Genomic DNA, 26,846 nt, shown 5'->3' on the forward strand with positions numbered 1-26,846 from the left:
ATTTAAAGGAAGAATGAACGGAGGATCGTAGCAGCCACGATCAGAAAGATACACGCACCGAACCAGCTGGCAGCGGTCTTACTGGTATCAGGGTCACCACTGCTGAACTTGTTGTAAACCTTGACGCCTCCGATGAGTCCCACGACAGCCCCGATTGCGTAGATTAATTGGGTAGCCGGTTCAAAATAAGAGGTCACCATTTGTGTTGCCTCGTTGATCCCTGCGGTTCCGTTGCCTTGGGCAAAGACACCCGTTACTGCTAAAATGGTCAGACCTGATAGCAGTAGTTTTTTTCTTTGTTTTTTCATAATTGAAACACATCAATTTGTTATGGTGTGCCGCACTTTGCGGAACTATGGGACAAAGATGTCAGGGTCTTGGATTTATTTCAGGAGAATGGCCGTATCGGGAATAATTTGGCTGTAATATTACATTTGGGTAGTGTGTTACTAATTAATTATAAAATTCTGCGACCCTCTCTTCGAAAATTTTTCAAAGATTTTTTAATCTCCGTACAACATAAAAGTGAAATTTTATTTCACTGTAATAAAACGAATGTTCATTTTCGTACAGATATTGTCCATTAATGAACACTTCTAAAACAATTTTTCAATCCATGAAGCACATTTTCAAAGGGATAGTATGCAATAAATCTATGGTATTCCTCTTGTAATCTACACTGAAAACCTTTATGGTGCAAAAGGAAATTAACACATAAATTAAAGATTATTACAATCAATTTAAAAATGATAAGCAGAATGAAGACTTATAAATATATACTTTCTATGATGATGCTTTTATTGACGATGAATCTGAAATCGCAATCAAAAGTAGATGTGGAGTTCAATCCTAATATTGCAACTTACTCCATTGTCGAATATCTGGTGGCAAAAGAGCAGGGACGGCTTTTCTACATCGATGGAAGAACGGACATCAGCTATCTTCCGCTAGCAGATTTGGCGAACAAGGAAATAAACAAATATGATAATACCAAAATCATAAAAGCTATGCAGGATTATCTTAAAATTGCTGGCCAACAACAGGATTTGTCTTATCAGGTTTTATTAAAGCATCATATTTTTCCGGCAAAAGGATATGATTATCCAATTGAAGAAAATGATAATGAGAAAAAAGAAGCTGTAGAAAAATTTGTAGAACAATTGAGAGCGTTTTATATCGAAAGAAACCTTGGGCAATTCTTCAAAGACCAAAACAAATTTCTCGAAGGTGCAAAGAACGAGGTCAGAAAAAATATTCCGCCTTCCTATATGTCAAAAATGGAAAAATATTATGGGCAAAAGTTTCTTGCGTACAAATTTTACATTAATCCCTTTGATGTGTTGCCTTACAGCGATGTTTTCTGGCACGGCAACGGACCTTTGTTCAGGTCTGGAAAAGGACAGGTGGCGAATATGATTAGCAGCGCTTACGTTCCGCTGAAAAAGAAAAATAATATCAAAGATTATAAGGAATTTGGATTCAATCATCCGGAAACGACCAACTTTTTAATCACGCACGAGTTCGGACATTCATTTGTCAATCAGCATTTGGGTCAATACGAAGCCAGAATCAATCAGAGCGATAATCTGATGTCTGAGGCTTTTATTAATAAAATGGACGGACAAGGTTATTCTTACTGGCCATCTTGTGTGGGCGAGCATATTGTAAGAACAGGGGAAATCCGGATTGCTTTGGCCAATGGAAATTCTCAATTGGCAGAAAAATTAAGAAGTCAGCATGTCATAGAAAATTCTTTTGTACTCATTCCAGACTTTGAAAAGAAAATGGAAGAATATGAAAACGATCGAGTAAAATATAAATCATTTAAGGATTTCGTTCCTGAATTACTTACTGTTTTAGACGAAACTAGTGTCGAAAAAGTAAGAGAAAAACTGAATTTACCTAATGAAAAATACGAAATGACTTTAATGATTACTGTGCCTAAAAACAGCGGTGACGTTTATATCACAGGCAATCAAACGTCAATTGGCAGTTGGAATCCGCAGAAAATAAAACTCGATAAAACCAATGAAACAACAAGAAAAATTACGTTTAAAACCTATCCTGATCTAAGATTCAAATTTACCAGGGGAAGTTGGCAGACGGAAGGAACGATTGATGGAATCGAAGAAGGCAAAGATGTTCATTTATCCTTGGACAAAAATACAACGATTAATTATACCATTACAAAATGGAAGCAATGAATTAAAACTACAAAAGGGAGTTTGCCTAAACAAACTCCCCAATGTCGAAACCCTCAGCATTATCTTTACGCTTAAAAGAAATTTCCCCTTTTTCATTCGAAATACTTTGGATCAACAAAGCGGCAATTCGATTTGATGCATCACCTAATGAAATTTCTAAAAGATCAAAAAGCTCGGTTCCCTGAATTTTTTGAAGGATGTTGACCGCTTGCCGTTCTAAGTCTGGCTCCAGCACATTCTGCTGAAGCAGCTGTCCCGCAGTACTCAATTCCTGAAATGTAACCCCTGTTGCAAACCCACTTTCTATTTTAGAATCATCCTGGTACTGCCAGTCTTCTTCCTCGTCTTCCCAATCATTATTTTTGACCAGTATTTCGTCAAGTTCTTTTTTTGAAGCCGTATTTTCAAATGCCTCCTCCTTGGTTTCTGAATCAAAATTATTCGCTTTTAGTATGATAGATTTGTTCTGGCTATGATCAGCATCGGGTTGCTTTAACTTTCTTTCTTCTTTATTTGTTTGACCCATTATAGAGGGCACAATTGGGTGAGATTCGGCATTTTTTTCCTGCTGATGCTGATTGATATACTTCTTATCCCAAAGCAGCAGGATGATAATGAGTAGTAGTCCTAAAATGATTAATTGTTCCATAAGATGATATATTAAAAGATTGGACGGTATTTGCTGTTGAAATCGTCGGTGATCTCTTTTTCAAACGTTTCAAAATGGTACGCCAAAATATTATCGAGATAAGCATATAAAGGGATCTGATCTTCGGCAATGATCTGGATGATCCGTGAAAGTCTTTCATGATATTCAGGTCGAATATAGATACTTTTATCACCACGTTTGGTCATTGTATGATGCGTAAGAAACTGCTCAGCGTAGGTAATTTCAACGCTTTTTTTGCTTTTTATTTTTTGCTTCGTCGCCGGCTTTTCCTTTGAGGAATCCAGTTCTTGGCTGTGCGGTTCCTTCTTTGGGGTGCCAGCCATGATAGACATCAGATATTGTTCATCGATATTTTTGTCTTCGCTGTTTATTTTATCATTGTCCATCTCTTTCCAATTTTACAATTCTTAAAAATTCTTCCATAAACTGGTCTAGTCGGCATAATGTCATCAACTTAGGATCTGCCGGTAATAGTGTCGAACGGAAAACGGTTTTGGCAACCGTCTCCCCTTCTTTGCGAAATCTCTTGCTGTCTGTGATGGATGTTTTCATCAATTGAAGTCCGAGATTTTTGATGACCTTCTCATAGTTTTCATACAAAAGTGTTCTCTCCCTGCCATCGACCTGATTCCAGAAAAGATGGATGCTTTTGATTTCGGTGTGCTTTTTCTTCATCAAGATGTTGGTAAGGACATCCGTAAAACTCAAGGTGCTTTCAAGAACAACCCTATCCGCAGTTATGGGTGAAAAGATATAGTGAACATTGGCCAGTGTGCTCAAGATACCCGCAGTATTAACCGTGCCAGGGAGATCGAGAAAAACGACATCGGGAACAACTTCGGAATTAGCTACATAAGTTTCAAGTTCATCTAAAACCGTATCGGTCTTGCTCTGGAAAACGGGATAAGCTTTTTTATTGATGCTGGTGAACTGCTTATGGGCCATTTTTTTTAACACCTCATTTTGCATCACTGTTTTAAGATCCCGTTCTCTCATCTGTATCAAACTGTACTGTGGAAAATCACAATCAAATACTGCGACATTGTAACTCATCCGATAATGCAGGATACTGGCGATTAATGTTGTGAATGTGCTTTTGCCTACTCCACCTTTTTGAGTTGAAAAGGCAATGATTACTGGTTGTTTTTTTGTTTCCATTTTTTTTATTTTATAGTTGAACATTAGTTAATGGTACTTGTAGAATGGCTGATGTTGAGAATGATTGCGCTACTTCCTGCGTTCTTGAAATCTTGAACCACTGAAAGCAGATCTGACTTCAGGAATGAGGAGAATCATTCAAGCAGTCAATTTGTCTTTCTTGATGGCATCCTATACTTGCATCCGCTTGCCATTCCTGATTGACCTTTATCCGGTAGAAATTCTGGACGTCCGGAAAGCTTGAATTCCTGAATACTGGATTGCCTGCCTTCAAGGTCTCAAACAATTTTGCCATCCACCAGTCCTGCCGACATTCTGGTACAAATAAATGGCATCCGGCTGCACTCAGCTTATAAGTGGTTGTCTTTGACTTGCAATGGATTTGTTTGGCCTTATAAGCTTTAGAGAGTCTGTGAAGCATTGTAGTTTACTTTGTCAAAGCTTAGTTGACTGCTTTAAAGCTTTCGATCTTTAAACTGAGCAAGAACCTGCAATACTGAATTGAATCTATTGTATTGTGGGATTATCCTTTCACCCGAAAGGGGCAAGTTGTGTTTTGAGCATCTCGAAACGTTTTCGGATGCTCAAAACAACTTGCCCTTGCAGGGGGCAGAAGCGATCTCCGAAGTCGATGTTTTGTTAATTAATTGAATAAATGATGAGTGAACATAATGGTAAAGCACAAAAAAAGACAGGACGCCGTCCAAAGGCAGATCCTGCCAAGATCCGTTACACGATCTCATTTAATGAGGTGGAACATTCCCGATTTCTGGATCTTTTTGACCAGTCGGGAATGAACGTAAAGGCTCATTTTATAACCTCATGCATTTTTGAAAGGACGATTAAGACCATTAAAGTGGATAAGGGGACGATGGATTTTTATATGCGATTGACTTCATTTCACAGCCAGTTTCGCGCGGTAGGGGTCAATTATAATCAGATGGTCAAACTATTATATACTAATTTTTCAGAGAAAAAAGCTGCGGCTATCCTTTATAAATTGGAGAAACAGACCATAGAAATGGCAGCGATCTTTAAAAAGGTGATGCAGCTTACGGAAGAATTTAATCAGAAACATTTGAAAGATTCAGAATGAAATGATCGCAAAAATTGGAAGAAGCAGTAACTTATTTGGTACACTATCTTATAATAATTCAAAAATTGAAAAAGCAAAGGGAGAGATACTGATGACTAACAAAATGATTGAGACAGTTGACGGGAAATATTCGGTTGCTCAATTGGCGAAATCATTTGAGCCCTACCTTTTGGCGAACCGAAATACAGAAAAGCATACACTGCATATTTCTCTGAATCCTGATCCTAAAGACAAGGTTTCTGATGAGCAGTATCAAGAAATGGCGCAGCTTTATATGGGTCAGATGGGTTACGGTGATCAGCCATTTGTAGTATTTAAACATACTGATATCGACCGGAGTCATATCCATATTGTTTCCGTCTGTGTAGATGAAGATGGAAGGAAGATTTCTGATAGGTTTGAGAAGATTCGCTCGATGAGAGTCTGCCGGGAACTGGAGAAGAAATTCAATCTGATTTCGGCAGTAGAGAAAGAGATTAAGTCGAAACATCACAGTTTCAAACCGGTCGATCATAAAAGAAACGATATTAAAATTCAGATCGCCTCAGTAGTAGGAAATATCAGTTCTCAATATCAATTTCAATCCTTGGGTGAATATAATGCTTTGCTTTCGGCATTTAATATTACTGTAGAGAAAGTTGAGGGCGAATTACAAGATCAAATAAAAAGAGGATTGCTTTACTTTCCTTTAGATAATCAAGGAAAAAAAGCAGGAAATCCCTTCAAGGCATCTTTGTTCGGGAAAAAAGCAGGGATTGACGCTCTCCAAAAGCACTTCACTGCTTGTAAAAACAAAAGTAACAATCAATCTGTCAAACAAAATTTGAAAAGGTCGATTACTGAAGCTCATCATTCTTCAAAAGATGAGGAGGAATTTAAAAAGAAATTGACCAAAAAAGGAATCGATACCGTTGTTCGTAAAAATGATAATGACAGAATCTATGGGATAACTTTTATTGATCACCGGTCCCGAACAGTATGGAATGGGTCAAGATTAGGGAAAGAATTTTCCGCAAATATGTTTCACGAAAAATGGATCAGTAAGAATGGACAAAAAATAAATGACGATCATCCAACAAAGTCTGATACTAACGTATCAACTGACAATAGTATTTACCAATCGACATATCCCCTATTTGAATTTAAAAGATTTGAAGAAGGCAATTCACTGGATTTCTTGGCTGGTATTCTTCCTTCTACGCAAAACGAGGACTATGAAGAATCTGAATTTGCCGATCAAATCAGAAAAAGAAAGAAAAGACGGAGAAAAAAATAAGGATATAAATAGAAAGTCAGCTACAGCCAACAACTACCTATCTGATCATTAAACCGTTTTAAAATTAGTAGCTCAATAGATTGCATTTTTAAATAAATTAAAAATGCAAGGAGAAGATGATTTAAGAGGACTTGCCAAAATAATGGCATTTATGAGAGCGGTCAGTATTATTTTGGTTTTGATGCATTTCTATTGGTATTGCTACAGCTTTTTTGATGATCGTGGATGGACTTTAGAGCTGGTCAATAAGATCCTTCAAAACTTTGATCGGGCAACAGGATTATTTAGCAAACCATTGTATTCAAAACTTTTCACAGTTGTATTGTTGAGCCTGAGTTGCCTTGGAAACAAAGGGGTAAAGAATGAAAAGATCACGTGGAACAAGATATATGTTGCTCTAGGTTTAGGCGCCTCCTTATTCTTTTTTAGCATCATATTATTAGAGGTACCATGGTATTCTGCAACTGCTCTATATATTTTTTCAACTGGTGTAGGTTATATTTTCTTGATGGTTGCAGGTGTATGGATGAGCCGTCTTCTGAAAAATCATTTAATGGATGATGTATTCAACAATGAAAATGAAAGTTTTATGCAAGAGACAAAGCTTCTACACAATGAGTATTCCGTCAATCTGCCGACAAAGTTCTATTACCGCGGTCAATGGAAACAAGGTTGGATCAACGTTGTAAATCCGTTCAGAGCTACCATTGTGCTGGGTACGCCCGGCTCAGGAAAATCCTATGCTGTAGTCAATAATTATATCCGACAGCATATTGAAAAGGGATTCTCGATGTACATCTACGATTTTAAATTTGACGATCTTTCTACCATTGCTTATAACCATCTGTTAAATCACTGTGAAGGCTATCAAATAAAACCTAAATTTTACATCATCAACTTTGATGATCCCAGAAAAAGTCACCGGTGCAATCCATTAAATCCAAACTTTATGACGGATATCTCCGATGCCTATGAAGCAGCGTACACCATTATGCTAAATCTGAACCGGAGCTGGATCCAAAAGCAGGGAGACTTTTTTGTAGAAAGTCCCATCATTCTGTTGGCAGCGATCATCTGGTTTTTGAAGATATATAAGGGAGGCACCTACTGTACTTTTCCACACGCGATTGAGTTGCTGAATAAGAAATATGAGGATGTATTTACCATCCTGACCTCCTATTCCGAACTGGAGAACTACCTCTCCCCCTTTATGGATGCCTGGCAGGGAGGCGCACAGGATCAGCTGCAGGGTCAGATCGCTTCTGCAAAGATCCCATTGTCGCGGATGATCTCTCCACAATTATACTGGGTTATGACCGGGGATGATTTTTCTCTGGACATTAATAATCCGGGGGAACCGAAGATCTTATGTGTAGGAAATAATCCCGACCGTCAGAACATCTATTCTGCAGCGTTGGGACTTTACAATTCGCGCATAGTCAAACTGATCAACAAAAAAGGACAGTTGAAAAGTTCGGTCATCATCGATGAGCTTCCTACCATTTATTTCAGGGGACTGGACAATCTGATCGCGACGGCAAGAAGCAACAAGGTCTCCGTATGTCTAGGGTTTCAGGATTTTTCACAGTTGACAAGGGATTACGGTGATAAGGAAAGCAAAGTGATACAGAATACTGTCGGAAATATTTTCAGTGGACAGGTGGTTGGCGAGACCGCAAAGACGCTGTCCGAAAGGTTCGGTAAAGTTTTGCAGAAAAGACAAAGCATATCCATCAACAGAAATGACACCTCCACTTCCATTTCCACCCAATTGGATAGCCTGATACCTGCTTCCAAGATATCAACATTGACACAGGGATTTTTTGTCGGTGCCGTGTCCGACAATTTTGATGAGAGGATCGAGCAGAAAATATTCCATTCAGAGATTGTCGTCGATACCGATAAACTTTCTGCGGAAGAAAAGAATTATCAAAAAATTCCACAAATCCGATCCTTTACTGATGATCAGCAAACCGACCGCATGAAAGAAGAGATCGATGAGAATTACACAGCGGTCAAAGGAGACGTTCGCAGGATCATAGAAGAAGAAATGGACAGGATCTCCAATGATCCGGACTTGCAGTATCTGGTCAATAAAAATTAAAAAAAGCCTCAAATGCTCAGTTGTATTTGAGGCTTTCAAAATAAGATCACTCGCCTTCGGTATTCATAAAATGCTGATTGAGATGGTCACTTACCAAATGTAGAAACTTCGTTGGTCCCTGCTTCCTTGTCCGGATCTCAAAGATGGTCTTGTGGAAATTGCCCAGGTCTGTATCCAAAGATCTTTCAACAAACTTGATGACCTCACTGAGCTCTATATTCCCACCATTGAAACACCGCATCTGATAAAGCGCGTATACAAGTTCTATCAGACCAACCTTTGATGCAGACCACACCAATGGTGACAAGGTCTTGACCGTTGGATTGTTACCAATAGTTTCGAGCTGTTTTTTTAAATACTGATCCAATTTCTGGCTGGCTAGGAATCTCGCGATCATATGATCGTGAGAGGTGGTAAAACTCGTATCGAAATTATAGAAGCCAAAGGATAATTTCATTTTCAGATCGTAAGAGTTTCTGACAAATATCTTATGGTCCAGATAGGTAGCTTCCCTTCTGTAATAACTGTAAAACTCCGCCTGCTCCTCATAAAAGGTTCTCAGCTTCTCCTGCTCCGACTCAAAGTACTTTTTAAGAGCCTTGTTTCCTGCATTAGGTCTATGGGATTCAATGTCCAGAATTGTTGAATAATAGATAAATTTTGAAATAAACTGCGGCTTCAATGTTTTAAAGAAATAAACTTCTTCAGCGATAGTCTCAAAATTTAGCGGCGAAATCATTTCTTTTAACTTTCTAATGGATTCATCGATGATTACAAGAGATTTCTCTGCGATCTTTACCATATTGTCATCATCATCGTATACTTCGTTGATCATCAAATCCAGTTCCTCATTTAATTTTTTGATTTTTCTAAAAATAGCTTTTGTTACCATGTCCTTTTTTTAGGAATTTACAAAAAATCCTTTATTGAAGCCTGGTCAGCTCAGTCCCAATTCCTTTTTTCTGTTCCTGATATAATCGGTTGGCCGAATCCCATTGATCTCATAGAACAGATTAGAGAAATTCTGGCGGGATGCAATACCGCACTCTTTCGCTAGTGCTTCAATAGTATAGTGTAAATACATATTATTGGTATTTAGAACATTGGTAATATAATTGATCCTCAACTCCGCTATATACTTATTGAAGTTCATACCCTTATGTTCATTAATATAGACCGAAAGATAATGTGAATTGGTCGAAAGTTTTACCGCAACTTCCTTTTCGGTCAGCCCCTTCTTCAGAAACTGCTTATCCAATTCAAATTTTTTAAGCTTCTTCTTGATTTCAAGATTCATTTCCTGTGTTAAAAAAGTTTTTCTTTGTATATCTTCAGTAATCATATCTTCCTCAATATCTTTAATAATGTAATTACCATCAGATATTCTCTTCTGCAGCAGGTCATACTGTTTTTTTATTTTCCGGTCTTTGATAAAGCGTAAAACAAAAAAACTTAGGACAATAGTTCCTGAGAATATAAGGATCTTGGCTACAAGTATCTCTCTTTTACCTGCTTTTTCCAAATCATCTTTTTGTTCTATTAATGCCTTGCGGTCGTAATCTTTATGAAGTTTTGAAGACAGATATGAATAGTCTTTAGAGATCATACTTTCTGCTTTAAGAAGTTGATTGGTGTAATAAAGCTGCTTGTGCACATCTCTATTTTTATAATATTCGATCAGAAAGTTATAACTTCGATAGACCTCCGACAATATGAATTGTTGCTTTTCAAAGATTGTATCTATTTCACAATAGTAGCGGATAGCCTCACTTGAATCATTCTGAGCTTCGGCAATCTTGCCCAAATAGTAATGTATTACTGAAGCCCATGCGAAGTCATTTCGTTTCAAAATTACAGGCAGTGCCCTTTTCAGGTCCTTCTCTGCCTCAGCATACTTTTTTTGATGATATTTTGAAATGCCGATGCATTTAAGAAAGTAGCTGTTTTCAAGTGCAAACTCTTTATCATTTAAAGTCAATTGATATCCCAACAGACTTAAACTGTCGCTCTTTTTGAAGTTTTTAAGATATCTGTTGATGACGATGATTTGATGAAGACTGTTCAGATAAGCTTTTTTATAGTTGAACTGCTCATTAACGTGGACGTTGTGATTAGTTTTCAAGGAATAAAATGCGAGACAATCCTGAAAATGTTCTAATGCTTCATCATAATATCCCAAATGTTGTTTGACCATCCCCAAGTGATAGATCACTTTATGATGGTGATACTTATCCTCTGATGCTTTTGAATATTGATAAGCTTTCAGGTACTGATCCAAAGCGAGCTTATATTTTTTGTTATAGAAATAATAGATAATTCCTTTGCTTAAGTAATCTTTGCTGACGTCATCCATTGTTCCGTACTTTTTGCTGACCGCTATTGCACTGTCAGCATACATTATTTTATGATGATAGTCAAACTGCCGTCCGTCCCTATATCCCTGGATTAATTTCTGATGATTACTTGCACTTTTTGCTTCCTTGATGTACAATTTGACATAGGGCATCGCATCCTCATCATCGATCGTCATGTTTTCGTAGTGTTTTCTGATCTTATTGAAAGTGTTTTCTTTTTTTTGCTGAGAAAAGAGCAGGTGTGAAAATACAGAAAATAGGACGAGAAAGTAATTTAACTTTTTCATATACTGATTATTAGAACCTCACCATATCAAAATTAAACATTTTACGCCTAAAATATTGCAGTTTTCATTGTGATGACAGTATTATAGCAAATACATTCCGTAATACTGATCTGTAGCATCATAATGGGCCATTTATTCATGTGTCAATTTTAAAATTGTAACGTGTTTATTTTAAAATAGCATCATAGAACAATTTTTTTTGGCTGTTATGCCCTATAACTTTGACTTCAGAATTCTAATTTAATCCGGCCGGGATAACCAACTTAAATAAATTAAAATGAAAAAGTTTATCCCAATTTTTAGTATAACGGTAGCTTCAGTTTTTATCCAAAGCTGTACCCACCGAGAAGACGAGTCACAAGGACGTGCTCATCAATCAGACCATATAGAAAAAACGATCATGAAAGGAGATTCTGTAAAAACATCAGAGGAAATTGTAGATCCTGACCCGCCTGTACGAGATGGTGACAACTGGCGGATTGTTCCAAATCAATAATCAAATTGTATTTCTTATGATTCCCCATACATCCATATCAGTTGTCACAGGCTTACCATGTCCGGAAAGCGGCATTTGGGAAAGTATGGGGAATTTCAGAACGACTGTTATTTTATATAAAGGTGAGATAATGCCCCTATATTGTGGCGGGAAAATCAAATGGAGATTGATTCAAATCTGTTAAACTACATATTATTACAGCAATGAAGAATTTGCAAAATATATTTATAAACGCTGTTTCATATTTTTTCATTTTCCTGTTTGTGTATGCAAGCGTAAGCAAGTTGACCGACTATGAAATGTTTCTTATGCAGTTGGCACAATCGCCAATATTGGGAGGGTATCCTGCAATAATCGGATTTCTCGTAATTTTTGTTGAACTTGTTACTGCTATTTTGCTGATATTTCGTGGTTCTCGATTGTTAGGACTGTACGGAGCTCTCGGGATAATGTCTGTTTTTTCGGTATACATCTACTTAATAGTAAATTACAGCGAGTCCATACCGTGTTCCTGCGGCGGTATTTTGGAAAGAATGGATTGGAATACACATCTTTTATTTAATTTATTTTGTGTCATAATGGCGACTGCTGCAATTGCAACTAAACCAAAAGGAAATAAACAAAAAATACTGGGACTGTCAGCAATGATTATTTTGACACCAGGGTTACTTCTGACCTTATTTTTTTTCCTACAAACAATAGATAAACAAGGAAATTTCACCAGAAAGATAATGTCACCACTTCAAACAGAGTATAAAACAATTAGTCTGACTAATGAAAGTTATTATTTTGCTGGTAATCATGGTGATACATTATTCCTGGCGAATCGAAAAACGCCCTTACTTCTTTCAACTATAACACCCCATTTTCAGATGGTTAAGATTGATAAGATCAAACTGGACAATTACAAACATAAATTTGTAAGCGTCACCATCAATATTAAATATCCCCACTTCAGCATTTCAGATGGGAAAGTCCCGGCAGTGTTCGAAGGTAGGCTACCATCTCTGAAAGCTTATGACTGTGGAATCAATCGTCTGTATTTTTCGAGATTTTACATGTTGGAACCTAATCGTTATGTATTTAAGACAATGCTGATAAAAACCAAAGAGAATGAGTTGGGCATTTTGAATACGGCCACCAAGAAATATTCAATTTTTCCTGATGTTTTGCAATCAAAGGTCGACGGTATTTTTGATACGGATGGAGATATGGTCATCGACCGTAAAAACAAAAAGATCATATACACTCATTTTTATCGCAATGAGATCATTACGACTGATTTTGAACTTAAGGATATCCAGAGACATCAAACGGTAGACTCCCTTTCCAATTCGTCAATCGAAACAAAGACACTCAGTAATGGTCAGACTAAATTGGTCAAATCTCCAAGTGTTATTAACAGAGTCCAAACTGTATCAGGTAACAGATTTTATAATGTATCAAGAAGGAGAGGTAGAAATGAATCATTTCTAGATTTCAGAAACAAAATCACTATTGATGTATACGACACAGATTCAAAAAAATATCTTCATAGCTTTTACATTATAAACAATAATAGAACTAAGATTAAGAACATCTTATCTACAAAACATTATTTGTATGTATTGTCAGGTAACAAAATTATCAGATATGCATATAAATAGGATCTGTTGGCCAACAGAGCAGGGAACGCCGAAAACCTGTCAATTAGAGTAGGCATAACATCAAATTTTAATAAAATGAAAAATTTCTTAGTACCCGCAGTTTTAGTTCTGATAGGAACAGGAACTGCTTTTGCGACTCAAAAAGCAAAAAACAGCAATGAGAGTCTAGCCGTTAGACAAGGCTATATCTTTAATAGCTCAACCAATCAGTGGGACAAAAGTATTATGTGCCAGGAAGAGGTTGACGCTATTTGTACAGTCAACGGACTGCCATCAGGACAGCAGGTGTTTGGAACGATAGAGCCTAATCCCGACCATCCGGAAACTGCCAATGTCGAATTATACAAAATTAATTAAAAACAGCTCCCGAAAGGGAGCTTATTTTTTAGCTGATAAATCTAACGAAGTGAATGACTACTCATCTTTAATCGGACATTGCTGATATGCCCTACTCCTTTAATTTAAATTGTTCTCCGTATGTCGAATTGGACAAGCTAGAGTAAAAACTTTCTTTCGGAAGTTTTTTATGGTATTGCAGGAACAATCCAATCTGCTGGCGTCCTGTTTTTCAGATAGTAGTCAAACCATTGCCAGATTTTGACATTGAGATCCAATCTGCCAAATGGAAGAATGACGTTGTGACCCTCATTGTTATATTCGAGTAGAACAGCTTTTTTACCCTGTCTCTTCATTCCAAGAAAAAATGCCTTGGTCTGTGCAGGCGAGACATTCTTATCTTTTAATCCACTCCAAAGCAATATTGGCACTTCAATATTTTTAAGATGATAAAGCGGAGAGTTTTCCAAATATAATTTCCAGTCGTCTAAAACATTGCTTTTCATCCTCATCTGTTGGTTTTCAGTTCGCATATAATTTGGCTTTGCCATATTTTCAGATTGGCTGAGTGCGTGGGAAACAAGATCCGAAATCATAACGCCCGCCACACCTGTCTTGAAATAGTTAGAATTGGTCAATGCAAGACCAGTCTCATAGCCGCCATATGATAATCCTATGATTCCAATATTTTTTTCATCTATAGAGGCAAATAACTTCGCTGTATCAATACTTTTCACCAAAGAAGTCACAACACTGTTTTTTACATTGCCAATGTTATACTGCAGATCTGGCAGTAAAATCATATAACCATTCATCAGGTAATGCATATAGTTAAATCCAACCATTATCGTCAAATAGGGCTGTAAAAAATACAGTATGTCGTGGGATATCTCTTCATAAATATTGACAATCAAAGGATATTTCTTCTTTGGATTGTAATTGACCGGAAATAAAAGCGCCGCATTGGAAATCCCTAAGTCAGTACTGTATTGAAAAATCTGATATTTACTACCCTCAAAATCTTTCTTTTCATTCTTGAGAGATTCATAGACTATACTGTATTTTCCTTTCTCAAATTTTGTGAGTCTGAAAGGTTCCAAAGCAAAATTGGAGATCAGGTAGATTCCGTTCTTATAAGTTAGCAATTCCCTATAATGACCCTTTCGATAGAAAGTGATCTTATTGTTCTTGTGTGAATAGCTGGCAAAACCGGAATCATAGGAGACCTTATTGAACATCTTGAACAGCAAATCGTTTTCCAGATTGATCTCAGCCAATCTGATGTTCAAAGATGATTTTGGATATTTGTCCTTTGACAATTGGAGTTGGTATTTAATCTTTTCCTCCTCGCCGTTGGTGACTCTCATAAATTGGAGGGTTTTTAGGTCGAGCAAAAAATAATCATACTGGTTTGAAATCATAATGGCTGATCTCCCTTTAATTTTAATAGGATTGCTCACTGGGGATTTTACGAGACCACTGTTATGCAAGCTTTCCAAGCCTTTCACATGAGAAGGCAACAGTTCAATATTTTTTCCTGTTTTAATATTATGAGCCATCCACGTCTTATCATCGAAGTAAATAAACTGTTCTGTTTCTCGATCCCATAAATAGTTGCCATCCTCAATCCTTTTGTTAGGCAGTGTATAGGAATATTTACCATAGTCTAAGATCAGGTTTATATCATATATAGAATTTTGCTGTTCTTCCACAGTGTCATCGCCTTGATCATAGACTGCAAAGTCACCTTTGTCATTTAGAAATTTATAAACAGGAAGTTCATCCTGCATATCAGGCAGATAGTCCCATTTCTCATCTTTAATATTGTAAATTCCTAGATGATGATAAAGAACTTTGTTATTGCTGTTCTTGTTGGAATAAGTAATCCTCAAATCAGGATTTTCTTTGTTTCTTACTTTGCTTTTCAAATGCATCGGAAATATGAAATGGTCGCCTTCCCGTACTTCCAGCAAAGTAGTCAGCCTAACCGCAGACTCAAAACTTTCGGGCATCGCTATCAGCTGTTTCGTAATTTGCTCTGATCGCATATCAATAGTGTACAGCTCGATTTTTAGGGGTTCGATAGTTGCGCCATAAATGATGCCTTTTTTGGAGGACAGCCATTGGATATTATCATTGAGTTTAAAGGTCTTAGATACATGGCTTTTCAGATTCCTTACACATAAGTTGTTTCCTGTAGAATAGAAAAGTTGATTATTATTATCATCCAATTGATAGAGTCCAACATCCTGCTGTCTCCATAATATTTTTCCATTTACGGAAACAGATAGCAGCTCCTTTAAACTTGTATTGTAAAGGACTACTTGATCTGATTGCTTTGTGGTTTCAACTACATAGTTACCCGAAACTTCCTGATATTGACCGGTTTTTAAATTTAAAAACCGGCAGTTTTCATTGTTTCTCATCAGCAACAGATCATTACTTAAAAATTGAAATCTGTCATAATTTCCCAGCATTGTAGTTATGTTGTTTTTCACATCAAACAACTCGTAGTCATTCCTGCCATAGGTATTGGTGTGATTCAACACCACATATTCCCCTCCCGGACTGCCGGCCAGCATTGCCGTTTCATAATACCGACGGTAAACAGAATTTAGGCTGTCCAGATTCTGAGAATGGCAAATTCCCTGAATGAGAAAAAATAACAGAAAAAATAGTCTAGTAGCCATCATTCTGCGGATTGAGATTAGGATTTAACAACAGCTCGCTTTCGGGCAAAGGCAGAAGCTTAAAATGCGGTTTCCAGCCTGCTTTCTTGGAAAGCATCGTAACATCTGCAATGTTGTAGTGCTTCAGATCATAGAAGCGGTGCCCAAACTCTGTAAATAGCTCCGATCTTCTTTCTTTAATCAGGGCATTCATCAAAGTATTCTGATCGCTGACATTTGCTAAGGATGTCAATCCTGCACGGTTTCTTATTTTGTTGAGATCTGCAACAGCCAAGTCATACTGTCCTTTGTTAAGATAGGCTTCGGCTCTGATCAAATAGAGTTCCTCAACCCTGAGGACAACCGAATATTCCAATGAAGTTGGACTGGTGTAATACTGTTTGTATTTAAATGGATAATAATAGGTTTTATTTTGAGCGTCGGTCTTTTGTCCGATCCAGGCCGACTTCCTTCCATCGCCACTTTCAAATCCATCAATGAAATCCTGACGTAGCGCAACATTTGTCGGCGGTGCACTATTCAGGATAAATACATTCCCCTGCATGGCATTATATGTTGCGGCGAAAGGTAATAAATGCCATATACTGCCGGAGCTGTCTTTCAGAAATACCTTATTTAGATCAGATTCCATCTTATATTGGACATCTGCAATTACCTGGCTGGAATATTGGAGCGCTGAGTCCCAGTTCTTTTCGTAGTAGGCGATCCTTGCCAGAACAGCGTATGCAGCCATTTTTGTCGGATAGACCCTGTTACCGACCGGTAAGGTTGCCGGCAACAGGGATTTTGCTGCATCAAGGTCCGCTCGACAGCGTTCGAAAACTTGCCCGGCACTGATCTTACCGATGCTTTGATTCACGTGGTAATCTGTAGAGTTAACATATGGTACAGATCCGAATGTCTGAGCCAGGTATAGATGCAGGATTGCTCTGAGAAAAAGTCCTTCTCCCTTGAGACGGTTCTTAATTTCTGAACTAAGACCATCAGAACTTTCAACACCTTCAATGACCGCATTGATATTGTAAATTTGAGTATAAGTGATGGCCCAAAGATTTTTAATTTTCGCAGTATTGGCCATTTGGGCAAGCTGATAAAAAATGGCGGCATCGCTTGTTGCAGCGCCGTAAGATTGAAGTTCATCAACGTAAGCTCCCAGAATAGGCTGCGCACCAGATGAAGAGCCTGATAGGAAACCCTGATCTTCCAATGAACGGTAAATGCCTGCCATTGCTGATTTCGCCAACTGGTCATCTTTGAAGACGACTTCTCTGGTGATCTGATTTTTGGGCAGTCCTACGTCAGTAAAGCTGTCACAGCTTTTGCATAGCAGAAGCGAAACGATCAAAAGGCATAAGAGAATGATATGTTTTATTAATGTATTTTTCATAATGGTGCGGTTTAATAGGTTAATGATACTCCAAAGCTGACCACTCGCAGCGGACTGCTGTATCCTGCCAGCATAAATTCAGGGTTTCCTCCTTTGTAGTTGGTAAAAACAAAAAGATTCTGACCACTCATAAATACCCTGGCTTTCAGCTTGCCTTTGTCAGCAGATGGAATGTTGTAGGTTAACGTCGCGTTTTTGACCCTTACAGTGAATGAATCTGAAACTGTTGCATCACTAAGCATAAAAAGTGAACTTGCTGTAGCCGCCGGTGCGCTGTAACCCGCACTTGGTCTTTGGAATTCAGCATTGGGATTATCAGGTGTCCAGTAATCGTTGAATACAGCCGGCATATTCGACATATAGCCTATATTGCCGTACATGGATTTGAGATTGTACTGGCTCTGGCTGACGAATTGCAACAGCAGGTCGAAATTCCAGTTCTTGTATTGAATACTGTTCTGCAATCCCCCGTACCAGTACTCCTTGATTTCTTTGCTGACTGTACGGTCTGCTGCATTGATGATCCCGTCCTGATTCGTGTCGAAGAAAGTATACAGACCAGTGGACGGGTCGATACCTTTGTACTGGTAAAGCTTGACAAGAGAAATGGATTTGCCTATCTCGAATTTGTTGGCATAGGTCGATTTTTCAAGATCCGGAAACGATATCAGTTTATTCTCCGGCAAGGTAAAATTGAGGCTTGTTGTCCATCTCCAGTGGTCTGTCTTGATCTGGACAGACTCCAGAGAAACTTCCAGTCCCCTGTTTCTTACCGTAGCATCCAGATTCGCCTGAATACTGCTGAATCCTACAGTGGCAGGCATCGGAATTCCGACCAGCTGATTGGAACTGGTATTTTGATAGTAGCCTATGTTCAGGTTCAGCCTTTGACTGAACATCCCTAATTCTAAAGCCGCCTCAAACTTCCGGGTCAGTTCCCATCCGAAATTTTTGTTATAAAGCCGCTGCGGAACAAGGCCGGAATTTCCGCCATACGATCCGCCTGTGGATTGATAGGTGTCAAAATACTGATAGTCGCCGATCTGATCATTGCCTGCAACGCCATAGCTGGTTCTCAGCTTTCCAAAGCTTAACCAGGACTGGCCCTCGAAGAGATTTTCCTCCGAAAATAACCAAGCGGCACCAACAGCCCCAAAATTCGCATATCTCCTTTCCGAACCGAATCTGCTGGACCCGTCCCTTCTGCCTGTTAGATTTATAAAGTATCTTTTATTATAACCATAGTTGAATCTTGCATATACTGCCTGATAGCGGTATAAAGATTCATAGGCGCTTGGAATTGTAATGGTCGCTGCCGCAGCCATATTGGTCAGAAGATCGTCCGAAGGGAAATTCCTTCCCAAAATAACAATATTATCCGATTTTTGCTCCTGCAGCGATGCCCCTAATAATGCTGCAAACTGATGTTTGTCTGATCTTTTTTCGTAGTTCAGTTGCGGTTCGAGAATCCAGCTCTCGTTTAATTTCTGAGCTTTTCTTAAAGATGAGCTGCTGCTTCCGATATTGCTGGACGGATTGTACGTCGTCTTAGGAAAGATCTTCTGCTCGAAGCTGTTATAGGCACTGTAACCACTGTTCACATTGATGCTCAGCCCACTCCCGAGTTTATAACTTGAATTTAGGTTCGCATTGATGCTCTTTGTTTTGATGGAATAGGTTTGCGTGGCCGGGCCCATGGGATTGGTAAACGTGCTGTTCTCCCAGTTGATCATACCGTTAGGCATATACAGATCAGGGGCATTAGGCGCAAGAACCGTATAGATCAGATTGAAGTCTGTAGGTGGAAGAACATTATCCTGTAAAGACGCTGTACCGTTGAAACCGATCTGAAATCTTTTGTCAGCACTGGTATGGCTGATATTGACCCCAAGGTTATTTCGTTTGTAGCGGTAGCTGCCGGGAAAAACAGTGGTCTCTTCATTGTGGCCACCCGAGATTGAGAATTGTGTATTGCCACTGCCACCCGATACGCCGAGTTGGACATCCGATATCTCGGAATGGTTTCCCACAAAGTACTTCTGCCAGTCCGTCGTTTTCGTCGGATTCCATACGCCATTGATGTCGTAGGCATTGGAAGGAACTGCTACCCTGTCATTCGCAAAGGCCAGCTTCCGCATATTTGTATATTCCTCCAGACTCATCATTTTTGGCTGATTCGTCATATCTCCCAGACCATAGCTGGTTCTAAGATTGACCTCTGGTTTTTCCTTTTTTCCTTTTTTTGTGGTAATTAAAATAACACCATTGGCGCCTTTGCTTCCATAAATGGCCGTGGCATCGGCATCTTTCAGAACTTCAAGCGACTCGATGTCATCGGGGTTGATGGCATTTAAAGGATTTGTGTCATTGTAAGGAAGGACACTGGCACTCATACCGCTGTTAAAATCATTAACCTGGGGTAAGGGTACCCCATCAACAATATATAACGGTTTGTTGCCGTCATAGCCTGTCGTGGCATAGCTCCTTAAGCTGTTTCTACCTCTGATCTTGACGTCGAAACCACTTCCGGCAGTGCCGGAATTCTGAGTGATGCTGACACCCGGCATTCTGCCCTGTATGGCAGAGAGCACATTGTTGACGGGCTGGTTTTCTATGTCTTTTGCTGAAACTCTGGCGATACTACCGGTGCTTTCTTTGTCTTTGACCTTGTAGTAGCCTGCATTGAGAATAACTTCTTCTATTCCCTTTACATTTTCCTTTAAACTGATATTGATGACTTTCTGATTGTTGGCTCTGATTCGCTCTTCTGAATAATCAGCGTGTCTGAATACTAGGATGGGATTTTCTGCTGAAACCTTTAATGTATAGGTTCCGTTTTCGCTGGTAGTGGTTACCTGATCACTGCCCTGTTGGGAGATGGTTACTCCTACAAGAGGTTTATTGGATGAGGTTACGGTACCGGAAATGGTGCGTGTTTGGGCTTTTGTGTTACTGCTGACAGCGGTCAACATAAGGCCAAAGAAAATACCTCCTATCTTGTAATAGGAATTTTTCATAGATTTGTAAAAGGTTTTTTAATTGTTCAGTAATTACTAAGCTTTGCTCTTTCCCTATAGGTGTGCGAACTGATTGGAAAGGGCTTTTTTGTTTTTAGTTTTTGTAATTATAGTAGTGAATTCATTGATGGATAAAAACTTTCCTGATGCCTTTAGGTATGAAAAAGGACTGGTGAGGATCTAAAGCAGTGACCGCAAGGCACCGGAAAGAATTTGATATGAATGAAATCTGTGTCCCGTGTAAGCTATTTAAAGCCGCAATAGGTTGTACCCTCCTATTGTATCGTGTCTGATACTATTTTTAGGAAGCGGGCTTAGATTGTTATGTAAAAATATAGCGAACTGCATTGGAAAAAGACGGCATGGAACTCTACATTATCCGACTTGGGGTACTGGTATACCGTGCAACAGATAAGAGGAAGAGACCCACGCCTAGGTCGTGAGCCGCTTACTTATCCTCTCGCTGCTTTTAAAGTACCAGTTTTCAAGTCGAGATTCTAAGCAATAGCTTCTATTATTCTTTGAAGTATCGCAAAGTTACATTTCTATAACTTATTCTACAAATATAATAAAAAAATCTCAAATCGTTCGCTAAAGCGAACAGTATTTTTCATTTTAATCTCTTCTTTTGATAAAGATTTTATAAAATGCCAGATAAAGATATTCTTAATAAGAAAAACACACTCGTAAATAAGCATTTATGCAATTTTATTGAAGGTAAATTCTTACGTGACTATCGCAACCAGAAAGGGGAAATAATTTCGCAAAATGAATATGCTAAACTATGTGGAATAACCTCTTCAACTATTTCAAAATTGAAATTACCCGAAGGTTATAATATTCCCATGTCGACTATTTATAACATACTAAGACATGAACAATATTCCTTGGAGAAATTCTTTACAGAATTCGAAAATGAAAAAGGCATCAATATTCCAGATTAAAACTTTAGTAAGACCTGATTTATTTCAATATAATTTAAATTAAATAAAGAATGTCAATCAATTTTCAAGAAAATAATCCAAGCCTAAGTCGCAATGGCGATTTATCATCTTGTTTATCAAAAATAGTATTTAACATTTGAGTCTAATCCTACAATACACCAATTTTTAAAATTTCCAATATAAAGTAAATACAAAATTTTACTTAATTTTATAAGAAATGAAAGAAATGATTGTTTCATCAAAAATAATAGTCAATGAATAATATTCCGATTTACATAAAAGAATTAAATCTATCCAATATCAGAACTTTTGGAGATGTAGAACTAAAGTTAGAAAATGAAAATGGAGAGTTATCTCAGTGGACTCTTATATTAGGCGATAATGGGATAGGAAAATCTACAATTTTACAATCAATCGCGTGGGCTAAACCTCAATTACCTAACAATTCAGACGTTGGTGAGATATTAAATATAGAGAGGATTGAGCCAATTATTAGCGATGAAGAAAATTCAACTTTAGTAAAAATTGTCCGAAACAATATGAATACTGCTAAAATTAACGCAGTTTTCTTAGCAGATCGTGCTATTAATAGTTTGGCAGGCAAGAAAAAAATTAAATCTTGTGAAACAAAAATTAAAATTGGTCTTACGGCTGATCGAAATTTGGAAGAATTTGACACCCCTGTGACTACCAATTCAGAAAAATTTTTTTTAAACAATAATATAATAATTTTTGCATATAGTGCATCAAGAAAATTGGGAAATCAAAATATTACCTCTGTTGATCTTGAGGATTCTATTCCTAATTTTCTAAAAGAACAAACCGAGCTATACGACGCTGAAGAAATTTTGCACACAATTAATTATGCATCTTTGGGAGCAGATAAAAAAGATAAAATTAAATACGAACGTTTCAAAAGCAATGTAATAGATATGTTAGTATCAATTTTACCTGATTTTGAAAATGTTGAAAGTATCAATATTTCAACCCCAAAATTGGTAAATGGCATTTTACGACAGGGTCAGGTGGTGATTTCTACTAAGTATGGTGAAAGTATACCATTTTCAAGTTTTAGCTTAGGATATAAAAATGTCATTTCTTGGACTGTAGATTTAGCTTGGCGGTTATTTAATCAGTATCCAGAAAGTGATGCTCCACTCTCCGAGCCTGCAATTGTCTTAATAGATGAAATTGATCAGCATTTACATCCTCTGTGGCAAAACGAAATTATTTCTAATTTAACAAATGCTTTTCCTAATATTCAATTTATAGCAACTGCCCATAGTCCACTTATGGTTCAAGCTGCAATTAATGGGAACTATGCCGTACTACAATTTGATTCAAATGAAGGTGTAAAAATAATAAATGAACCAAAAGGAATAGATGGCTGGCGTGTAGATCAGATCTTAACGAGTGAGTTTTTTAATTTAAAAAGTTCTAGAGGACCTCAATATGATCAAATCTTCAAAGAACGTGAAAAGTTGAAAAATAAAAATAAATTGTCCAAAAGTGAAAAAGAAAAATTAAAAGATTTGACAGAAAAACTTGCGCAATATCCTACTGGTGATAATCCGGAAGAATTAGAAAACAGAGAAATTATTTCAGCTTTAGCAAAAAAAATTCGCGATAACAAAATTCCTATCAGTTTATGATCAGAATTAAAAAACCAAGTGACATACCTGCAAAATTACTAAATGAGGGAGTGGCTGAAAATAATAAAAATTGTGTTGATTATGATAAACCTGGCTCTACTTTAGATTCCACGGGATTTGATATCGGCAACAAAATATATGGTCATAGTTCAGTAAAAAAAATTTTAAAAAACTCTCAACACAATAAATGTTGTTTTTGTGAAAAAGATCAAGTTGACGAATTTGGCGCTGTAGAGCATTTTCGTCCAAAAAAGGGTTATAAAATAAACAAAAAAGATAAATTAATTCGTCCCGGATATTATTGGCTTGCATTTGATTGGGACAATCTATTTTTTGTCTGCTCCGGCTGCAATTCTACAAAATACAAGGGCAACAGATTCCCGATAGTAGATGAGAAATTGCGAGCAAAAAATCATCATGCTGATTATAAATCTGAAGAATCTTTACTTTTACATCCATCAGGAGATCATGATAAAAATCCGGAAAGACATATTACGTTCGAGGGTCCTTTGCCAAAAGAATTAACTAAATTTGGAAAAGCAACTATTGAAATTTGTGGTTTGGACAGAGATGCATTGAATAATAAACGAAAAAAATTATTAGAAGATATAGATGCGAGAATAGCCATAATTGGTTTTCACTCTGTACATAGCGCAAAGGAGATATCTAAAGCCAAAAAATATATACGAGATTGCCAGAATGATGAAGCAGAGTTTTCTTCTGCCGCAAGAGCTTATCTAAAGACTTTTAATTTTGTAACAAATTAGTTGAAAATATTTTACCAGCTTCTGTAAGTCCTTTATTTTTTGTAAATTGAACAATGGTCTCGAATTCAGTATTAATATCTTCAATTTTATATTTTAGAAAATTAATAGTTTTTGGATCAAAGGGCATTTGTAATAGGTTTTCATAGAAAAGTTTTATTGCGCTAAAAACAAAAAGCCCATGCAATACCCCTCTTACTGGTCTTTGTTCATCTCGCCAAGGTGAATAGAATGTTTCCGTTGTTTCTGGCTTTATAAGATTGATATGTTTTTCAATTAACGTAAGCTTAAGATGCATTGCTTCATGTAATATCGATTCTGCTACGCGTAAATTAGAAATTATTGATGAGCAAGAACATAAGGAAACAAAAATTGAAAACGGTATTTCAGGGTGGCTATAACTAATATCTATTTCTTCATCAACTGATTTTAAAACCTGTATTCTTCTTACCAATAAAGAAATACAACGGCTTACATCAGGTATCAAATTGAAAATATCTAAAGCTGTTTTTAATCTATCTATGGGATCACTAGTAATTACGGTGTATTCCTCAGGCTCCAATCCATGTTCTTCATAGAAAAAATTAAATGCTGAAAAATCAGGATACTCTAAATATGTTGATTCTGTTGCAGATTGTCTAGATACTATAATTGGGATTTTCTTTAATTCGAAAACATTCTTAAAATATCCACCCGAAGTACTATAATTATCAGAATTCAATCCTGACTTTGCCAACTGCAATAATTCTTCGTTTACCAAATCTGTTGTTAAATCAGTTTCCCAAATAGGAAAAGGATTATTAAGAAATTGTATTATTTTATCTTCCATCATCTCATTAGATATCTTTAAAAGTATAAACTAACGTGTATCTGGAAAAATTATAAACGGTAGAAACTGCATGATAAGATTTTGGAGAAATCTCGAATCCAAATCCAGTATTGTTTAACGGCATTATAATTTTTGAAACATCTTCTGAATTCATCGAATTAAAAAGCATTAGGTATCCTCCATTATCTTCCGTCCAACCCGAATTAATCTGAATAAGAAAACGATGTGATTCATCCTTTCCAATAAAATCGTTATGAACGCCCATCTTGTATCCGTCAATCAATTTATGTACAGTAAGACCAACTAGCTCTAAAGAATTTGTATTAAATTGTTTTTTAATACAATTAATTGTTTGAGGGTCTAACAAAGAAAAGAGCTCTTCCGGAATATCAACATTTAGCAAGCTAAACTCATATTGAGTATAAAAATCTGTTTCAGTGAAATCCCAATTATCCGTAGATTCTAACCACTCAAGTAATTTTATTTCTAATCCGTCTTTTAGTACCAAGTTTACAAAAAAGTGGTTAAATGGCTCATTTTCAATAATTACATCATCGAAATCTAATATATCATGATTATGCATTGACTTGATAAAATTTTGAAATTAATTGACTCATATTTTCTACTAAAAGTTGTTGATCAGAGCAATATACAGAAGGATTATTAAACTGAGCTCCATCTTTCCACCGATGTAAAATCATGCCGCCTCCGCAAATATCGAGTATTGGACAATCGAGACATTTCTCACTACTGGGCCTCTGCATTTGACGATACTCATTAAACTCTTTGCTGGCAATAAAATCTAATAATTTTCCGTCTTTAATATTTATTGGCTTTTTAAATTTATCTGCTCCATCAAAAGAACTCTTCAAAGTATCATTCTTCATTATAACGCCGTTAGTATCAATAATTGCTATTCCGTAATCGGTGATTCCCATTCCTTCTTTAGAAACAGTTCCACCTAATAAAACCTTTAGCATATCGTCGAGGATTCTTATGGGAAGTGGATTCTTATCGTTAAGATATACATTCAGAAGTTTAGTCATCCACTCCCCATATTCAGTAGAATTAACAGTAGCTTTCCCTAATGGAAGAATGGTATGGTTTCCATCCTTGTACAAAAAATCAACGCTTGGAGCCTCCAATTCTTTAAAAAATGAATATATTTTTTCAGCGTCAGAAGATGGATCTATGACAGCTAAAAGACCAGCATTTAGAAATTCATGGTCAGAATGAGATTTGAGAATATCGATTCCCTTAACTACTTGATCAAATGTGCCCTTATTATTGTGACCAATTCTAAATCTATCATTGATTTCCTTATATCCATCGATACTTACCGCGACACTTGTTCTATTTTTTGAACAAATATCCAGAATTTCAGAAGTAATCAAAATTCCATTTGTCTGTATGCTAATTGGATATTCTTCATTAAGAGAATCTCTTAGAAGTGAAAGCAAAAAATCCAACTTCTTTGCGCCGATCAATAAAGGCTCTCCCCCGTGTAAAACAATACTAAATTTCTGATTCTGGAAATCAGCCAATTCTGCTAACGATTTTGCAATCGCTACCATTGTGGATTCAGTCATCTGCTTTTCCATAGATGACCAATTAGAATCCCCCATGTTATATACGTAGCAATAGGAACAATTGATATTACACCTGCTCGCTAGTTTTATTAATATGGTATCAAGTTGAGGATTATGAAATATTTTATCTGCCACGGTTATGACGGTTGTGTGTTCGGTTATAAGCAGAAACATTATTCACGGCATCATTCTTTACCTCCTGCATCAATCTTTGCAAAACAGAACTGGACACTTTTGTTTCCACAGGGGAAATTTGTTTGTCAGTTTTTTGTGCAATTACATTTGACGAAATTGTTCCTGTGGAAGAATTATTTAGTTTCATAGATAGATTTATTTTCCGTAAAGGT

General features: G+C 37.1%; 24 protein-coding genes. 11 read left to right on the forward strand and 13 right to left on the reverse strand.

Features of this window, described 5'->3' with window-relative positions; genetic code table 11:
* Positions 1–2: 2 nt before the first annotated feature.
* A complete protein-coding gene (locus tag LUD75_RS13615) occupies positions 3–308 on the reverse strand; it encodes a DUF4134 domain-containing protein (RefSeq protein WP_232706290.1) in 306 nt (101 codons plus the stop codon).
* A gap of 450 nt (positions 309–758) precedes the next feature.
* Between LUD75_RS13615 and LUD75_RS13620 the strand changes: the two genes are divergently transcribed.
* A complete protein-coding gene (locus LUD75_RS13620; RefSeq protein ID WP_232706291.1) occupies positions 759–2,204 on the forward strand; it encodes a DUF4932 domain-containing protein in 1,446 nt (481 codons plus the stop codon).
* A 25-nt stretch (positions 2,205–2,229) separates the two neighbouring features.
* Here the strand turns inward: LUD75_RS13620 and LUD75_RS13625 are convergent, their stop codons facing one another.
* From LUD75_RS13625 to LUD75_RS13635, 3 genes are read right to left on the reverse strand one after another with little or no spacing between them, the layout of a single operon-like run.
* Entirely contained in the window at positions 2,230–2,853 is a 624-nt protein-coding gene (locus tag LUD75_RS13625; protein WP_232706292.1) for a hypothetical protein, read from the reverse strand.
* A gap of 11 nt (positions 2,854–2,864) precedes the next feature.
* On the reverse strand, positions 2,865–3,260 hold the full coding sequence (locus LUD75_RS13630; protein ID WP_232706293.1) for a DUF3408 domain-containing protein: 396 nt from the start codon (positions 3,258–3,260) through the stop codon (positions 2,865–2,867).
* The gene (locus tag LUD75_RS13635) at positions 3,250–4,032 is read right to left on the reverse strand and encodes a ParA family protein (RefSeq protein ID WP_232706329.1); all 783 of its coding nucleotides are present in this window, start codon (positions 4,030–4,032) and stop codon (positions 3,250–3,252) included. Before LUD75_RS13635 ends, LUD75_RS13630 begins: the two co-directional genes overlap by 11 nt.
* Positions 4,033–4,690: 658 nt before the next feature.
* On the opposite strand from LUD75_RS13635, the gene mobA reads away from it, so the two are divergent.
* The 3 genes from mobA (at position 4,691) to mobC (ending at position 8,508) form a co-directional block, all read left to right on the forward strand.
* The gene (mobA, locus tag LUD75_RS13640; RefSeq protein WP_232706330.1) at positions 4,691–5,128 is read left to right on the forward strand and encodes a conjugal transfer protein MobA; all 438 of its coding nucleotides are present in this window, start codon (positions 4,691–4,693) and stop codon (positions 5,126–5,128) included.
* Position 5,129: 1 nt separating this feature from the next.
* Positions 5,130–6,404 carry a conjugal transfer protein MobB gene (gene mobB / locus LUD75_RS13645; RefSeq protein WP_232706294.1) on the forward strand — a complete coding sequence of 425 codons (1,275 nt, stop codon included), beginning with the start codon at positions 5,130–5,132 and terminating at the stop codon, positions 6,402–6,404.
* Positions 6,405–6,507: 103 nt separating this feature from the next.
* Complete coding sequence (gene mobC, locus LUD75_RS13650; RefSeq protein ID WP_232706295.1) at positions 6,508–8,508, forward strand: conjugal transfer protein MobC; 2,001 nt, start codon at positions 6,508–6,510, stop codon at positions 8,506–8,508.
* Positions 8,509–8,554: 46 nt separating this feature from the next.
* On the opposite strand, the gene LUD75_RS13655 is transcribed toward mobC, so the two are convergent.
* Positions 8,555–9,400: an RteC domain-containing protein gene (locus tag LUD75_RS13655; protein WP_232706296.1), complete on the reverse strand. Its 846-nt coding sequence runs from the start codon at positions 9,398–9,400 to the stop codon at positions 8,555–8,557.
* Between the two features lie 45 nt (positions 9,401–9,445).
* On the reverse strand, positions 9,446–11,149 hold the full coding sequence (locus LUD75_RS13660) for a tetratricopeptide repeat protein (RefSeq protein WP_232706297.1): 1,704 nt from the start codon (positions 11,147–11,149) through the stop codon (positions 9,446–9,448).
* A 277-nt stretch (positions 11,150–11,426) separates the two neighbouring features.
* On the opposite strand from LUD75_RS13660, the gene LUD75_RS13665 reads away from it, so the two are divergent.
* The 4 genes from LUD75_RS13665 to LUD75_RS13680 all read left to right on the forward strand — a co-directional run bounded on the left by LUD75_RS13665 (position 11,427) and on the right by LUD75_RS13680 (position 13,648).
* Complete coding sequence (locus tag LUD75_RS13665; RefSeq protein WP_232706298.1) at positions 11,427–11,645, forward strand: hypothetical protein; 219 nt, start codon at positions 11,427–11,429, stop codon at positions 11,643–11,645.
* A gap of 16 nt (positions 11,646–11,661) precedes the next feature.
* The gene (locus LUD75_RS13670) at positions 11,662–11,829 is read left to right on the forward strand and encodes a hypothetical protein (RefSeq protein ID WP_232706299.1); all 168 of its coding nucleotides are present in this window, start codon (positions 11,662–11,664) and stop codon (positions 11,827–11,829) included.
* Between the two features lie 19 nt (positions 11,830–11,848).
* Positions 11,849–13,291, forward strand: a complete 1,443-nt coding sequence (locus LUD75_RS13675; protein ID WP_347343912.1) for a MauE/DoxX family redox-associated membrane protein — start codon at positions 11,849–11,851, stop codon at positions 13,289–13,291.
* Between the two features lie 75 nt (positions 13,292–13,366).
* Positions 13,367–13,648, forward strand: a complete 282-nt coding sequence (locus tag LUD75_RS13680) for a DUF6520 family protein (protein WP_232706301.1) — start codon at positions 13,367–13,369, stop codon at positions 13,646–13,648.
* 167 nt (positions 13,649–13,815) lie between these two features.
* Here the strand turns inward: LUD75_RS13680 and LUD75_RS13685 are convergent, their stop codons facing one another.
* The 3 genes from LUD75_RS13685 to LUD75_RS13695 are packed head-to-tail and all read right to left on the reverse strand — an operon-like array spanning position 13,816 to position 20,721.
* Entirely contained in the window at positions 13,816–16,320 is a 2,505-nt protein-coding gene (locus tag LUD75_RS13685) for a prolyl oligopeptidase family serine peptidase (RefSeq protein WP_232706303.1), read from the reverse strand.
* Positions 16,307–17,704, reverse strand: a complete 1,398-nt coding sequence (locus tag LUD75_RS13690; protein ID WP_232706305.1) for a RagB/SusD family nutrient uptake outer membrane protein — start codon at positions 17,702–17,704, stop codon at positions 16,307–16,309. The genes LUD75_RS13685 and LUD75_RS13690 overlap by 14 nt, the downstream gene beginning before the upstream one ends.
* Positions 17,705–17,715: 11 nt before the next feature.
* Positions 17,716–20,721, reverse strand: coding sequence for a SusC/RagA family TonB-linked outer membrane protein (locus tag LUD75_RS13695; RefSeq protein ID WP_232706306.1), 3,006 nt, complete (start codon positions 20,719–20,721; stop codon positions 17,716–17,718).
* Between the two features lie 647 nt (positions 20,722–21,368).
* Here LUD75_RS13695 and LUD75_RS13700 point away from each other — a divergent pair.
* From LUD75_RS13700 to LUD75_RS13710, 3 genes are all read left to right on the forward strand, one after another.
* Positions 21,369–21,665 (forward strand): helix-turn-helix domain-containing protein, encoded by a 297-nt coding sequence (locus LUD75_RS13700; RefSeq protein ID WP_232706307.1) that lies wholly within the window; start codon positions 21,369–21,371, stop codon positions 21,663–21,665.
* Between the two features lie 254 nt (positions 21,666–21,919).
* Entirely contained in the window at positions 21,920–23,317 is a 1,398-nt protein-coding gene (locus tag LUD75_RS13705; protein ID WP_232706308.1) for an AAA family ATPase, read from the forward strand.
* Positions 23,314–24,084, forward strand: a complete 771-nt coding sequence (locus LUD75_RS13710) for a hypothetical protein (protein WP_232706309.1) — start codon at positions 23,314–23,316, stop codon at positions 24,082–24,084. Before LUD75_RS13705 ends, LUD75_RS13710 begins: the two co-directional genes overlap by 4 nt.
* On the opposite strand, the gene LUD75_RS13715 is transcribed toward LUD75_RS13710, so the two are convergent.
* Genes LUD75_RS13715 through yhhA form a run of 4 tightly spaced genes read right to left on the reverse strand, consistent with a single transcriptional unit; the run spans position 24,065 to position 26,821 of the window.
* A complete protein-coding gene (locus tag LUD75_RS13715) occupies positions 24,065–24,913 on the reverse strand; it encodes an HEXXH motif-containing putative peptide modification protein (RefSeq protein ID WP_232706310.1) in 849 nt (282 codons plus the stop codon). The two genes, LUD75_RS13710 and LUD75_RS13715, sit on opposite strands and share 20 nt — an antisense overlap.
* A 4-nt stretch (positions 24,914–24,917) precedes the next feature.
* On the reverse strand, positions 24,918–25,493 hold the full coding sequence (gene yhhC / locus LUD75_RS13720) for a cyclophane-containing peptide 2OG-Fe(II) oxygenase YhhC (RefSeq protein ID WP_232706311.1): 576 nt from the start codon (positions 25,491–25,493) through the stop codon (positions 24,918–24,920).
* A complete protein-coding gene (gene yhhB / locus LUD75_RS13725; RefSeq protein WP_262908209.1) occupies positions 25,486–26,673 on the reverse strand; it encodes a cyclophane-forming radical SAM/SPASM peptide maturase YhhB in 1,188 nt (395 codons plus the stop codon). Before yhhB ends, yhhC begins: the two co-directional genes overlap by 8 nt.
* Complete coding sequence (gene yhhA / locus LUD75_RS13730) at positions 26,624–26,821, reverse strand: YhhA family cyclophane-containing RiPP (protein ID WP_232706313.1); 198 nt, start codon at positions 26,819–26,821, stop codon at positions 26,624–26,626. Before yhhA ends, yhhB begins: the two co-directional genes overlap by 50 nt.
* Positions 26,822–26,846 lie beyond the last annotated feature (25 nt).

This window comes from Epilithonimonas sp. JDS (assembly GCF_021261315.1).
Taxonomy (GTDB): Bacteria; Bacteroidota; Bacteroidia; order Flavobacteriales; family Weeksellaceae; genus Epilithonimonas.